Origin of the sequence: Halobellus litoreus, from assembly GCF_024464595.1 — an archaeon.
GTDB lineage: Archaea > Halobacteriota > Halobacteria > Halobacteriales > Haloferacaceae > Haloquadratum > Haloquadratum litoreum.
This window is the reverse complement of record NZ_JANHAW010000001.1, coordinates 306,606-319,354: the sequence shown is the minus strand read 5'-3', so window position 1 is coordinate 319,354 and position 12,749 is coordinate 306,606. Positions and strand designations below refer to the sequence as shown.

Sequence of the window (12,749 nt, the reverse complement as noted above, 5' to 3'; positions counted from 1 at the left end):
GAATGAGCTCCTCGAGACTATCCAGCGAAACCCGGCTTCGCCTTCGGGCGTTACTGCACGCACAGTTCACCGTGATCGTCGCCGTCTGTCTCCTCGCCACCGCAGTCGGTGCCGGGCTGGTGTACACGACGCACGTCGACCCCGGGACCGAAACGGAGACCCGCACGGTCTCCTCGTTCACCGTCGAAACCGAGTACGTCCACAGCGCGGAGGTGACCGAACCGAACCCCGTGTTCGAGACCGGAACGGTCCTCGAGGGGCGGAACACGTACTTCATGGGGGTCGCTCCGGAACTCGACGTCGGTGTCGAGACGCGGTACACCGCGACCGCCGCCAGCGACGTCGACGTCGGCGTGGAGTCGGTTCTGGTCCTCCGCAACGTCGGCGAGGAGGGGGAAACGGTCTACTGGAGCGAGCGCGAACCCCTCGCGAGCGAGCAGTTCTCGGACGTCGAATCCGGCGAGACGGTGGCCGCGTCTTTCGTGATCAACAGTTCGGAGATCGACGCCACCGCGACGTCGATCGAGGAGGAACTCGGCGCGTCGCCGGGGGAGACCGAGACGGTCGTCGTCTCGAACGTCGCCGTGAACGGGACGTTCGGGGGCGAACCGACCTCGTACACTCGAACGACCGAGATGACCGTCGAACACGGTGAGGGTACCTACTCCGTGTCGGAGCCGGGGCTCCAGTCGGAGACGCCCGAACGGACCACAGAGATCACCGTCGAACGGGACTACGGGCCACTCCGGTCGATCGGCGGCCCGTTCCTGCTGCTCTTGGGCATAGCTGGAACCGCCGCGCTGGTGTACGTCCGCAGCGAGATCGACCTCGCGCTCACTCCCGACGAGGAGGCGTACCTCTCCTATCACGACGATCGCTCGGAGTTCGCAGAGTGGATCACGCAGATCCGACTCCCCGACTCGGTGTTCGAACGCCCGCAGGCTCAGGCGTCCAGCCTCCGGGATCTCGTCGATTTCGCGATCGACAACGACACCGGCGTCGTCGAAGATCCGGAGACGGGAGCCTTCTACGCCGTGGCGGGGGACTTCGTGTACACCTACCACCCGCCGTCGCCCGTGGACTCCGCACCCGACGAGGGAGTCGGCGGCTCGGAGACGAGTGACGCGGACCTCGAAACGGCCGACACCGACGAACTCGAATCGGACCCGGAACCCGACGGACCGTCGGCTGACTCCGGCGAGTCGAACTGAATCGCGGGTCGATCGGCGTGAAAGACCCCGTCGCGTCCGACCAGCCGACTCACGGCACGGGAGCACTATCGAGAGTACGTAGCCGCCGGTAGCTGTTTGTATTGGAAATATAACAGCTTATCGAGCCGGTCCGCGTAGCGAGGTGTATGCCCCCGTCGTATTCACAGACGCGCGTCGTCGTCCGCCGCCCGATGAACGATCACGGTGCCGTAACCGTCGAGGTGTGCGACACGAACGAGACCCGTCACCTCGCCGAGTACGTCTCCGCGGAACTCCGTCGGACGCTCGCGGCGCTCCCCCCGGGAACGACTATTCCGCTTGCGATGTCTCGCATCGGGGTGCGTTCCAACGTCTGGCGCGTGACGGCCGTGCACGACGGCGACCCGGCGCGGGCGGGCGACGAGGTCCCGGGTCGTGCTTCCCGATCCAGTCCCTGAGGAACGGCGGCTCAGTTGCTCCGGTGGCGTCTATAGGGATATATAATTCAAATATAAAGAGACGTGTCCGGTACCCGGGGCACACGTAGTACGGGAATCCACTCGGAGCTATGGCAACGACACCAACATTCGGTTCGGAACTCGAGGGCTTGCACCGACGCATCGACAGCACGCAGTGGGACGAGATCTACGTCGTCGGTGACGTACACGGTTGTCTGAACGCACTGGAACGACTCTTAGAGCGGATCGATCCGTCCGACGACGACCTCGTCGTCTTCGTCGGCGACCTCGTCCGCAAGGGACCCGACAGCGAGGGCGTCGTCGAACTGGTCGCCGAGCGCTCGAACCTCTTGAGCGTTCGCGGGAACAACGAGCAGAAACTCATCGACGGGCGGAAGACGCTCGACTCGCTGTCGGCGGCGGACTACGCGTACCTCGAATCGCTGCCGGTCGCGCTCTCGTGGGACGACGCCCTCGTGGTACACGGCGGGATCGACCACCGAGAGCCCGTCGAAGACCACGGCCTGACCGACGTCCTGAACACCCGCTCGCTCGCTCCCGACGGCGGCTACGATCGCCCTTACTGGTTCGAGACGAGGCGGGAGGGACCTCGCGTGTTCTTCGGTCACACGGTCCTCTCGGAGCCGTTCGTCGCGGATCACGCCGTGGGGCTCGACACGGGATGCGTCTACGGCGGGCGGCTCACTGCCTACGACTACCGGGCGGACGAACTGATCGCGGTAGAGCCGCGCGAGACGCACGTCTCGCGGGACGCCGACAGCATCGTCGATCCCCGACTGGCCGATCCGATCACCAGCGATGCCGTCTGACGGCGAACCGGACATCCCCCCGGACGAACCGGAGGGCGTGGACCTGACCGATACCGACCTGTATCTCAACAGAGAGCTCAGCGAACTGGCGTTCCAGCGCCGCGTTCTCCACGAGGCGCTCGACGACCGGAACCCGTTACTCGAACGGGTCCGGTTCCTGGCGATCTTCACGCGGAACATCGACGAGTTCGTGATGAAGCGCGTCGGCGGGCTCAGACAGCAGATCCAGGCGGGGGTGACGGAGACGACGGCCGACGGGCGGACGCCCCGCGAGCAGTGGCGGGAGATTCACGGGGAACTCGAACCGATGCTGGAGCGACAGGCCGCCTGCTACGACGAGGTGCTGCGCCCGGCCCTCGAGGAGGCGGGGATCGAGATCCTGGAGTACGACGCCCTCGCGCCGAAAGAAAGCCGAGAGATGCGCGAGTACTTCGAGGAGTCGGTGCTACCGACGCTGACGCCGTTGGCGTTCGATCCCGCCCACCCGTTCCCGTTCATCTCGAACCGCTCGCTGTCGCTGGCGGTCCTGACGCGCACTGACGGGGACGAGTTGACTTTCACGCGGATCAAAATCCCGCCGAACCGGCCGCGGTTGGTGCGGGTCGGCGACAGTTCGCGCTACGTCCTCGTCGAGGAGATCATCAGACAGAACCTGGACCTCCTCCTGCCGAACGTCGACATCGTGGACACGGCGCTGTTCAGGCTCACGCGCAACGCCGAGGTCCGCCGGAACGAGGAAGTCGCCGAGGACCTCATCGAGATGATCGAGGAGGTCCTCGAACAGCGGCGGTTCGCCAGCGTCGTCCGGATGGAGATCGAGTCGGCGGCACACCCGCACATCCGCGAGACGCTGCAGACGGAACTCGAACTCGACGGCCGCGAGGTCTACGAGCTCGAAGGGCCGCTGGATTACCGCGAGTTCGCCTCGCTCACGGAACTCGATCGGCCGGAGCTGAAACTGTCGCCGTGGACGCCGCAACCGCATCCGCGCCTGCGAAGCCTCCGGTCGTCGGGACTCGACGGCGACGGTCCGGACGGCGGTGGGGACATCTTCGACGCCATCCGGGAGGGCGACATCCTGCTCCACCATCCGTATCACGACTTCGACGACACCGTCCAGCGGTTCCTCAGCGAGGCGGCGAACGATCCGGACGTCCTCGCGGTCAAGGCCGCCATCTATCGGACCGCGAGCGACTCGCAGGTGATTCAGTCGCTGATCGAGGCGGCCGAGAACGGCAAACAGGTCGCGGTGATGGTCGAACTGAAGGCGCGCTTCGACGAGCAGAACAACCTCGAGTGGGTCCATCGGCTGGAAGAGAACGGTATCCACGTCGCGTACGGAACGCTCGGGCTGAAGACCCACACGAAAACGGCGCTGGTCGTCCGCGAGGAGGGGTCGGGAGTGAACCTCTACTCACACGTCGGGACGGGCAACTACCACTCCGAGACGGCGAAGGGGTACGTCGACCTCGGACTGCTGACTGCCGACCGGGACGTCGGCCAGGACCTTGTCACGCTGTTCAACTCGTTCACCGGGCCGGAACTCGACGAACAGTTCCGAAAACTGCTCGTCGCACCGGTGACGATGCGCCGCGAACTCACCCGGAATATCCGACGGGAGGCGCGGCACGCACGGGCGGGCCGCCCGGCCACAATCGTTGTCAAGGTGAACGGGCTGGAGGATCCGGAACTCGTTCAGGAGCTGTACCGGGCGTCGATGGCGGGCGTCGACGTCGACCTGATCGTCAGGGACATCTGTCGGATCCGGCCGGGACTCGACGGCGTCAGCGAGAACGTCTCGGTCCACTCCGTCGTGGGGCGTTTTCTCGAACACTCTCGGATCTTCTACTTCGAGAACGGGGCGCGAGCGGCGCGCTCCGCCGACTTCGACGACCCGTCGGAGGGCGGTCACCCCGAGTACTACATCGGCAGCGCCGACTGGATGACGCGGAATCTCGACCACCGCGTCGAGGCGGTGACGCCGGTCGAGGATCCCGCCGTCCGGCGGCGGCTGAAGTTCAACCTGGACCTCCTGCTCGCCGACAACCGGAAGCGCTGGGTGATGAATCCGGACGGCAGTTACCAGCAGCGACACCCCACCGACGGGGAACCGGTCATCGAAGCCCAGGCCGTCCTGATGGACGAGGCGCGGAAGGCCGCACGGACCGACGGGGCCCGGTCCGCTCCGGGCGCGAACTACGATTTCGACAGCGAGATTTTCGTAGGCGTCGGCGACGCGGTCGAAGCATCCGAGGACGGGGCGGAAGCCGGCGACCCCGCGAGAGTCGGGTGCCCCGCGGAAGCCGCCGACGCGACGGATCCGGACGACGTCGCTGCCGACGGCGACGTCGCTTCCGACGGCGACGTCGCAGCCGACGGTTCCCACTCGGCCGACCCGCTCGATCGGTTCGATCGGTACTGGTACCGCCCGGACAGCGACACCTACGAGTACGCGGTTCGGACCCCGGAGGGCGGCCGCCGATACCTGAAGACGAAGTCCGGGGCGGTCGCGGCGCTCGAACGCCTCTACGAATAGCCGCGTTCCCGTAACGGACGCAGGTTCGCGCTCGACGGGGTGTCGAACCGGGACGAACGACACAGTTCTTCCCCGGCCACAGCGTCTGCCTTTCTTGCAGGCCGATTCGACGATTTCAGTCGAGTCGAGTTCGATACACTCGGGTCGAAATCGCGCCGTCCGAGAGTCGAGATCAGTCTGCGGACGATTCGTCGGCGGCGGGGTCGATGCTCCCGACGTCCGCTGCGCCGTCGCTCCCCCGCGACTGCACCTTTCCGACCGCGACGGTCAGGACGTAGACGGCGACCGCGACGAGGACGATGACGCCCCCCGCCGTCGCCTCGCCGTAATAGGCGAATCCGATGCCGAGGAGGACGGAGAGTTCGGCCAGGACCACCGAGACCAACAGCGATTCGGTGAAACTCCGGGAGACCTGCGCCGCGCCGGCCACGGGCACGACGAGCATCGCGGCGACGAGAATGACCCCCATAATCTGCATCGCGCCGACGACGACGAGTGCCGTCAGCATCACCATCACGCGATTGTACCACGAGACCCGGATGCCGGAGACCGCCGCGGCGGTCTCGTCGAACGTCACGTAAAGCAACTGATTCCGCGTGAGCGCGACCGTCGCGACGATCACCCCGAAGAGAACGAGGAGCAGCACCGCGTTCTCCGCGGAGACGGTCGCGAGGTTCCCGAACAGGTACTGGTTGACACCGACGGCGAGCCCCCCGGCGTTGACGCTGATGAGCACCGTGCCGAGTGCGAACCCCGTCGAGAGGACGATCGCCATCGAGACGTCGTTGTAGGCGTCGGTCACCTCCGAGATGAGTTCGATGAGCAAGGCCGCGATCATCGCAACCACGACCGCCGTCAGGTACGGCGAGACGCCGAGGTCGAACACGGCGTTGACGAACAACCCGACGGCGACCCCGGCGAACGCGGTGTGGGCCAGCGCGTCGCCGATGAGCGCGAGCTGTCGATGGACGAGGAACGTCCCGATGAGGGGGGCCATCACCCCGATGCAGAGCCCGACCAGAATGGCCCGGTGCATGAACTGGTACTCCAGGAGTTCGAGGCCGGTCCCCCTGGCGAGCCAGAACATAACATCCGACCAGTACGAGAGGAACCAGTAGAGTGGTGCCAAGACGGCATCCACGGCACCCGTCTGCACCACGACGGTGAGAGAACCACTCATACGCCATCACCTACCAGCGTCGCCGCCGTTCCGAACGCGCGGCCGAGGGCGTCGCTCTCCACGAACGCCTCGGTCGACCCGTCGAAGTAGATCTCGCGGTTGAGACAGACGACCCGCTCGGCGTGGTCGGTGACGGCGCTCAGGTCGTGCTCGATGAGGAGGATCGTGATGCCGTCCCGATTGAGTGATTCGAGCAGGTCGTAGAACGCCCCGACCGACTCGACGTCGACCCCGACGGTCGGTTCGTCGAGGACGAGCAAGTCGGCCTCGCTCGCGAGCGCTCGCGCGATGAAGGCGCGCTGGCGCTGGCCGCCGGAGAGGTGTGTCACCCGACGGTTCGCGAACGCGCTCATCCCGACTGTCTCGAGCGCTCGATCGACAATCTCCCAGTCCCGGCCCGAGAGCCGACCGAAGCCGACGTGCGGGAACCGTCCCATCTTCACGACCTCGCGGACGGTAATCGGCATCTCTTTGGAAGCGCTGGCGTGCTGGGCGACGTAGCCGAGACGAGAGCCGTCGTCGAACTCGTGAGACGGCTCCCCGAACAGTCGGGCTGCGCCGTCGTCGGGGCGCAGCAGGCCCAGCATAAGCTTCATCAGCGTCGACTTGCCGGATCCGTTCGGCCCGACGATGGCGACGTACTCGCCGGCGTCGACTCGGAGCGAGATGTCCTCGACGACCGGGGTCGCGGTGTATCCGAAGTCGACGCCGGTTAGTTCGATGATGGGTTCGTCGTCCGGAGTTCTCGCTCGATCCCCGCTCGTGGGACTCATTCGAAGTTCCTCCACTCGTCGCTCCAGCCGTCGTAGCCGGCCTCATCGGGCCGTTTGTTCCCGAGGACGACCTCGAAGGTCGGCATATTGATGTTGTACGCGATCTCCTCGTATCCCCATCCCATTTCGACCCAGTCCGTCCGGACGCCGGCGTAGGGAGTCACCGGGAAGTACGCCTCGACGGCCGTCTCTGCGAGGAGCTGGCGGGCCGGCTTCCGCGTCTCGAAGACGGCGGCACCGATGTATCTGATCTCGTTCTCGTCGATGACGCGCTTCGCCTCGGTGATGTCGGAGGGCTTGACGTCGCCGCTGGCAGCGAGGTTCACGACCAGCGGCCGCATCTCGATGCCGTACTTCACGCCGAGGTACTGGAACGCGTTGTGCGCCGCCAACTGGACGACGTCGCGGTCGGCGGCCTCGAAGATGGACCGATACTCCCGATCGATCCGGTCGAGCACCTCGCTTTTGTAGGTCGCGGCGTTCTCCCGGAACACCGACTCGTGGTCCGGCGCGAGTTCGACGAAGCCCTCGGTGATGTTGTCGACCGACTGCTTCGCGCGGTCGGGATCGAGCCAGAAGTGGGGGTCCTTCCCCCGGCCGTCGCCGACGCCCTCCTCCTCGGGGTCCAGACTGGCAGCGAGATCGACCAACTCGACGCCCTCGCGGACGTTGATGAGTTGCGTCTCGACGTTATCGTCTCTGAGCGTCTGAATCGCTCTGTCGGCCCACGGCTGGAAGTCCTGCCCGACGTGGATGAACGCGTCGGCTTCGATGATGTCCCTGGTGATTCCCGCGTTCGGTTCCCACCCGTGACCGTGGAGCCCAGTCGGGACCAGATTGCGCACCGTGACGGGCGTGCCGTCCGCGACTTTTCGGGCGAAATCGTAGAAGCTGAAGAACGACGCGACCGCGACGGGGCCGTCGTCGGTCCCGTCTGCGGATCGCGTCGGATTCGAGCCGGATCGACTGGCTGCGCCGCCGAGACAGCCGGCGAGCCCGGTCGAAACGAGTCCTGATCCGGCGAGAAGCGCGTCCCTCCGAGAGAGCGTCGGCCTCCTCGTTCGAGTCTGATCGGCCATTGTCGTCCGATGATAGTCGATGCAAACATAATAATACTACTATTCTAAATCTAGATTTAGACTAATCTAATAACTGGGGCGCGGTCCGGATCCTACTCGATCCACAACGCCACTGGGTCCCCCGCACTGACTGCTACCCAGCGATAGCGGCCGTCACAGGGGGGACAACGAATCACTTCAAAAAGACGGCTACCCTGGTGCCGGGAACCGAGTGATCCGACACACGCCGAGCGTGCATCGAAAAGACTCGCACCCGACGCTCAAGGGATCGTATAGCTCAGGTACGCTCCTTCCGTGACCACGCCACCGGGATCCCGCCCGCCCGGGACAGCTTCGCGCTCCTCGATCGATCAGGCCCTGTCGATGGTCACGTCCGTCGGCGTCGGGTTCTCGATGTTGTCACCCACGGGACAGCGCGCTTCTACCTCGTCGGCGACCGCGTCGAGGCGCTCCGGGTCGGCGTCAGACTCGACGGTGATACGCACGTCGATAGCCTGGTAGCCGGCCCTGCCCTCCTCGGTGACACCGAGGAACCTCCGCGGATCGAGGTCGCCCGCGATTTCGATTTCGACGTCGTCGAGGTCGATCCCGTGCTCTTCGGCGACGGTGTGCACCACGACGTTGAGACAGCCGGCCCACGCGCCGATGAGGTATTCGACGGGATTGGGGCCGTCGTTTGTCCCGCCCAACTGGGCGGGTTCGTCGACGACGAATTCGAAGTCGCGCGCTTCGACCACCGTCTTCGTCTCGCTCTCGCTTGCAGCCGATACCGCGAACCGTTCGGTGTGATCTGCTTCGCTCATCGAATCGTAGAACGGGACGCCACTCCATCAAGCGACCGACAGTGGGCAGATACTCCGCCACTCGTGACACTCGGGCTCCTCGTTTTCACGCGCGAGAGCCCCACCGACGCTACGTCTTCCGTCGATGAGTTCCGCTACAGCGGGTCGTACGTAGTGGCAACTATTGTCGGTGGTGACAGCGACGCGCTCGTGTGGCTGTGGTCCGCGTCGATCGCCGACGCCCGTCTGCAACGATCGCGGTCGGAGCCACGCTGTGGCCGATCGCCGGAGTACGTGGCGAATCGAAACGGTTCACTGAGAATCGTCCGCAAAACTGAGACAGCAAAAATTGCTGTCCAGTAGTGAGGACTACCGCTTGGCGGCACTCAGAGTGATACTTTTGATTCCGTACTTCTGACACGCGTTGGCCGCTCGTTCGGAGGTGAACTCGTATTCGGTGTTTTCGTCGATGTCCACGAGATCGAAGCCAGCGCTTTCGACGTGCGACACGTAGCTGTCGACCTGTTCGGCACCGCCGATACAGGCGGCCCAGAGGTCCGCGTCGGTCTTGATGCTCGCCGGCAGCTGCTTTTCGCTGACGATGTCACAGAGGGGCAGCCGTCCGCCCGGTTTGAGTACCCGCTCGGCCTCCTCGAAGACCTGCCCCTTCTCGGCGGAGAGATTGATTACGCCGTTCGAGATGACCGCATCGAAGGAGGCGTCACCGAACGGGAGATCCTCGATATAGCCTTCGCGGAACGTGAGGTTGTGGAAGCCCTTGTCCGCTGCGAGGCCGTTGGCCTTCTCGACCTGCTCTGTGGGCATATCGATACCCGTCCCAGTCTCAGTCGACAGTGCCGCCTCGACCGGCTCTAATCGGTCGATCGGCCCAACCGTCACGTTATCATCATACTTAATCGTTATATTCTCGCGGCGCCTCTAGAGGCGGTGAGATGCCGACCATCAAACAAGAGATTACGATCGACGCGCCCGTCGAAGCGGAGGCGGTCGCGAGTCAAATGTCACCAACCCAGTAACGCACTCACCTCTCGGTGCCAGTAGACACGACCCTGTGTACGAAGTACTGCGTCGCCCGGAACACTACCGAGCGACGCTCTACTAGTAGGCTCGGTGGGACTAAAATCCGGTATCAGTGGCGGTGAAGTAGCCGTTAAGCTGATCTGCGTCTGAGGCGGTCGATCCGTCGAGTCGAGTGGTAGGTTCGGTTGGAAATGTCGGCCGAGAGGAACGGCCCCGGCATTTCGCAGAAGTCTATGCCGAGTCGACATCTCTCCTTTCGGAGAGAATTCTCTCGCCTGCTGCAACCCTGTGCGATTACTCGAAGGTTCGCTTCACGAGCAGCCAATCAACCGCATCAAACAGGCCCCTGAAAATGGGTGAGATAACATCTTTCGCAACTAATAACAGGTTTACTCTTGACCACCGAGCAATGGATTCTATCCTCTGTCCGTCATCACGTGGTGAAAGGCGAGAGGGTTCGGAGATAATGACGACGCGGCGTCGCGCACTCGGGGTCGCTTTGCTCGTCGTTCTGAGTTCGCTCACCGGAATCGGAGCAGGTAGTGGGGCGACCGGAGCAGCCGCCGAGAGCGGCATCGCTATTGAGGGAGGCGGAACGATCCCGGCACTGACGAATGCGTCTGATACGGTACAGCAATCGAATCGCGACCGTTTCTCCGTCTCGATTATCGAGGGAGGGGCGATCACGCAAGGAGCCGAGCGAGATGTCACGATTAGCGTGACGAACCACGGCAACGAGCCGGCCCGGAACGTGGCTGCCAAACTGTTCATCGATGATCCGTTCAGCGCCAGCAACGACACGGCCCGTCTCGATTCGTTGGCCCCTGAGGAGACACGGAATCTGACTTTCACCGTCAACGCGTCAGCGTCTGCCGCCCCGGAGACTTCTCACCCCCTCGAGATGGACTTCAGGTACGACCAAGAAGGGAGCACACACCTTTCGAAGACGTATAGGCTCAACCTGACTGTTCTCCGGCCGGCCGTCATTGGCCGTCTTGTCCGCGACGACGGCACTCCTGTAACGAACGCGTCGGCGGTGCTCGTCGGTCCCGACGGGAACTACACGCGGGAGCCGCTGAACGCGACCGGCGGGTTCGCGTTCACGTCTTGGCGAGAGGAACCCGACCTCCCGAGCAACACCTACGTGCTTGGCGTCGTCCAGACTGGCAGTCCCCGCGACGGCGTCCCAGACGCAGCGGGTCTCGAGAACGTCACCGTGCCAGAAAACCGCTCTATCGGACGCGTTACCGTTCCTAATGCGAATCCCATAACCGTTACCGTGGTCAACACCTCCGGCGCCCCGGTCAGCGATATCGCGGTCAACGTCGGGAGCGATGGGGTGACCCGCCGCGGTGAGACCACCGCGGACGGACGGCTCAAAGTCGGAAACACAACCCAGATCGAGATTGCGGGTCGTCCCACGCTCGAAATCAGCGACACCTACACCGTCGAGAACCGCTCGCGGAGTGGATCGGAGGTCACCCTCGTCCTTCGACAGGCGTCCAGTTCCGGCAGCACTCCCGGATTCGGTGTCGGCGTCGGGGTACTATCGGTTCTCGTAGCGGCACTCCTTGGTCTACGAACACAACTGTATCCGTAGTGTACTAGTCGACCGGCTGGCACACTTCTTCGTCGCGGAGCAGCAGTGTCGTAATTGCTGTGCTTAGCGATGCGTGAGTACATCTGGGTTCTATTCCAGCGACTTCGTGACACCTGAGAGGTCAGATAGCCATCGCTTCGGGGAATTTCGAGGTGTGCGCCCGGAACACTACCGGGCGAGTTTCTACTAGTAGGCCTGGCGAAAGTGAAAACGACATAATGCGAGGGGCTCTGCTGAACATCACCAGCAGATGACACGAAAGGCGTGCTGAATATAGAGCGTATAGTCAGCATTACAGCTCTGTTTGTTTCACGTCGAAACTGCTGAACCAGCCGCTCACCACACATGTGCGAATTGAGTTATCAAGCGACATATGATGGAGTCCGGAGTTGGATAATAACAGTCCTTATCTAAAAGCGCCAACGAAGTAGTATTGTGATGAACGCACAAAACAAATCGGCAAGCCAGCTCGGGTCGATCACTCAAATCCAGTGGATTGCAATCGCGTTAGTCGTCGTCACTGGCGCCCTCCATATATATGCTGGTATCGTCGAAGGGCGGGCACCAGTGGCACTTGCAGGCGTTGGCTACGCCGGTGCTCTTGTGCTGTTTTTGCTTAGCTACCGGCGTCGCCTGCTCTACCTCGTTGGGAGTCCGTATACTGCCGTGCAATTCCCCCTCTGGATCGCGGCCAAGTCAGAATACGGAATGATCGACTACGTTGACAAGGCAGTTCAAGTCGTCTTGATTCTCGTGTTGATCTATCTCTATTTGAACACGCCGTCCGAATCGGTCGGAAACACGGCAACGGAAGCAGACTGAACGAGCGAATTCACGGGCATATCCCGCGCTCAGTTATCTCGAATCACCATAATTTTGACTCGGTTTACGCCGTCGAAGTCACGAAGGCGGTAGGTTAATTCCCGAACGCGTTCACCGGTTCCTTGACAGAACAAGGACTCAAGACACCACTCTCCTTGGTGCGTGTGACTCGTGTTGAGAATCACGTCCTGATAGTCGTGTTGGACACTGTGGAGTTCCTCGATTACCTCGTGATGGCGGTAGTCGAAAGCGACGAGGGCGATAACGTCCTCGCTGAGGTCTTCGAGTCGGGAATGCGACTCGATATACTCTTGCATCGCCTCACGAACCGCTCGTGATCTATTCTCTAGTCCCTCATCTTGCCAGACCTGATCGAACTCTTCGACGACCGCATCCGGGATATTGAAACTCGTTCGCATTGAGTGCTGTTCGGGGTGCTCGTACAAGAGTTCCAAGTA

At 63.1% G+C, this 12,749-nt stretch carries 12 protein-coding genes; 6 read left to right on the top strand and 6 right to left on the bottom strand.

Features of this window, described 5'->3' with window-relative positions; translation table 11 throughout:
- Positions 1–2: 2 nt before the first annotated feature.
- From NO360_RS01600 to ppk1, 4 genes are all read left to right on the top strand, one after another.
- A complete protein-coding gene (locus tag NO360_RS01600; RefSeq protein WP_256305624.1) occupies positions 3–1,211 on the top strand; it encodes a DUF5305 domain-containing protein in 1,209 nt (402 codons plus the stop codon).
- A 146-nt stretch (positions 1,212–1,357) separates the two neighbouring features.
- The gene (locus tag NO360_RS01595) at positions 1,358–1,648 is read left to right on the top strand and encodes a DUF7999 family protein (RefSeq protein ID WP_256305623.1); all 291 of its coding nucleotides are present in this window, start codon (positions 1,358–1,360) and stop codon (positions 1,646–1,648) included.
- A 110-nt stretch (positions 1,649–1,758) separates the two neighbouring features.
- A complete protein-coding gene (locus NO360_RS01590; RefSeq protein ID WP_256305622.1) occupies positions 1,759–2,478 on the top strand; it encodes a metallophosphoesterase family protein in 720 nt (239 codons plus the stop codon).
- Positions 2,468–5,014 (top strand): polyphosphate kinase 1, encoded by a 2,547-nt coding sequence (gene ppk1 / locus NO360_RS01585; RefSeq protein ID WP_256305621.1) that lies wholly within the window; start codon positions 2,468–2,470, stop codon positions 5,012–5,014. Before NO360_RS01590 ends, ppk1 begins: the two co-directional genes overlap by 11 nt.
- A 172-nt stretch (positions 5,015–5,186) precedes the next feature.
- Here the strand turns inward: ppk1 and NO360_RS01580 are convergent, their stop codons facing one another.
- The 5 genes from NO360_RS01580 to NO360_RS01560 all read right to left on the bottom strand — a co-directional run bounded on the left by NO360_RS01580 (position 5,187) and on the right by NO360_RS01560 (position 9,728).
- Positions 5,187–6,194 carry a metal ABC transporter permease gene (locus NO360_RS01580; protein WP_256305620.1) on the bottom strand — a complete coding sequence of 336 codons (1,008 nt, stop codon included), beginning with the start codon at positions 6,192–6,194 and terminating at the stop codon, positions 5,187–5,189.
- Entirely contained in the window at positions 6,191–6,967 is a 777-nt protein-coding gene (locus tag NO360_RS01575) for a metal ABC transporter ATP-binding protein (RefSeq protein WP_256305619.1), read from the bottom strand. Before NO360_RS01575 ends, NO360_RS01580 begins: the two co-directional genes overlap by 4 nt.
- Positions 6,964–8,046 carry a metal ABC transporter substrate-binding protein gene (locus NO360_RS01570; RefSeq protein ID WP_256305618.1) on the bottom strand — a complete coding sequence of 361 codons (1,083 nt, stop codon included), beginning with the start codon at positions 8,044–8,046 and terminating at the stop codon, positions 6,964–6,966. Before NO360_RS01570 ends, NO360_RS01575 begins: the two co-directional genes overlap by 4 nt.
- A 350-nt stretch (positions 8,047–8,396) precedes the next feature.
- Positions 8,397–8,849, bottom strand: coding sequence for an OsmC family protein (locus NO360_RS01565; protein WP_256305617.1), 453 nt, complete (start codon positions 8,847–8,849; stop codon positions 8,397–8,399).
- Positions 8,850–9,197: 348 nt separating this feature from the next.
- Complete coding sequence (locus tag NO360_RS01560) at positions 9,198–9,728, bottom strand: methyltransferase domain-containing protein (RefSeq protein WP_256305616.1); 531 nt, start codon at positions 9,726–9,728, stop codon at positions 9,198–9,200.
- 550 nt (positions 9,729–10,278) lie between these two features.
- Here NO360_RS01560 and NO360_RS01555 point away from each other — a divergent pair.
- Complete coding sequence (locus tag NO360_RS01555; RefSeq protein WP_256305615.1) at positions 10,279–11,469, top strand: COG1361 S-layer family protein; 1,191 nt, start codon at positions 10,279–10,281, stop codon at positions 11,467–11,469.
- A gap of 438 nt (positions 11,470–11,907) precedes the next feature.
- Complete coding sequence (locus tag NO360_RS01550; protein WP_256305614.1) at positions 11,908–12,291, top strand: DUF7475 family protein; 384 nt, start codon at positions 11,908–11,910, stop codon at positions 12,289–12,291.
- Between the two features lie 29 nt (positions 12,292–12,320).
- Here NO360_RS01550 and NO360_RS01545 read toward each other — a convergent pair whose 3' ends face one another.
- Entirely contained in the window at positions 12,321–12,710 is a 390-nt protein-coding gene (locus NO360_RS01545) for a CopG family ribbon-helix-helix protein (RefSeq protein WP_256305613.1), read from the bottom strand.
- Positions 12,711–12,749 lie beyond the last annotated feature (39 nt).

Coding starts and splice junctions, on each gene's coding strand:
- NO360_RS01600 (WP_256305624.1), top strand. CDS start 3: ATGAGCTCCTCGAGACTATCCAGCGAAACCCGGCTTCGCCTTCGGGCG.
- NO360_RS01595 (WP_256305623.1), top strand. CDS start 1,358: ATGCCCCCGTCGTATTCACAGACGCGCGTCGTCGTCCGCCGCCCGATG.
- NO360_RS01590 (WP_256305622.1), top strand. CDS start 1,759: ATGGCAACGACACCAACATTCGGTTCGGAACTCGAGGGCTTGCACCGA.
- ppk1 (WP_256305621.1), top strand. CDS start 2,468: ATGCCGTCTGACGGCGAACCGGACATCCCCCCGGACGAACCGGAGGGC.
- NO360_RS01580 (WP_256305620.1), bottom strand. CDS start 6,194: ATGAGTGGTTCTCTCACCGTCGTGGTGCAGACGGGTGCCGTGGATGCC.
- NO360_RS01575 (WP_256305619.1), bottom strand. CDS start 6,967: ATGAGTCCCACGAGCGGGGATCGAGCGAGAACTCCGGACGACGAACCC.
- NO360_RS01570 (WP_256305618.1), bottom strand. CDS start 8,046: ATGGCCGATCAGACTCGAACGAGGAGGCCGACGCTCTCTCGGAGGGAC.
- NO360_RS01565 (WP_256305617.1), bottom strand. CDS start 8,849: ATGAGCGAAGCAGATCACACCGAACGGTTCGCGGTATCGGCTGCAAGC.
- NO360_RS01555 (WP_256305615.1), top strand. CDS start 10,279: ATGGATTCTATCCTCTGTCCGTCATCACGTGGTGAAAGGCGAGAGGGT.
- NO360_RS01550 (WP_256305614.1), top strand. CDS start 11,908: ATGAACGCACAAAACAAATCGGCAAGCCAGCTCGGGTCGATCACTCAA.
- NO360_RS01545 (WP_256305613.1), bottom strand. CDS start 12,710: ATGCGAACGAGTTTCAATATCCCGGATGCGGTCGTCGAAGAGTTCGAT.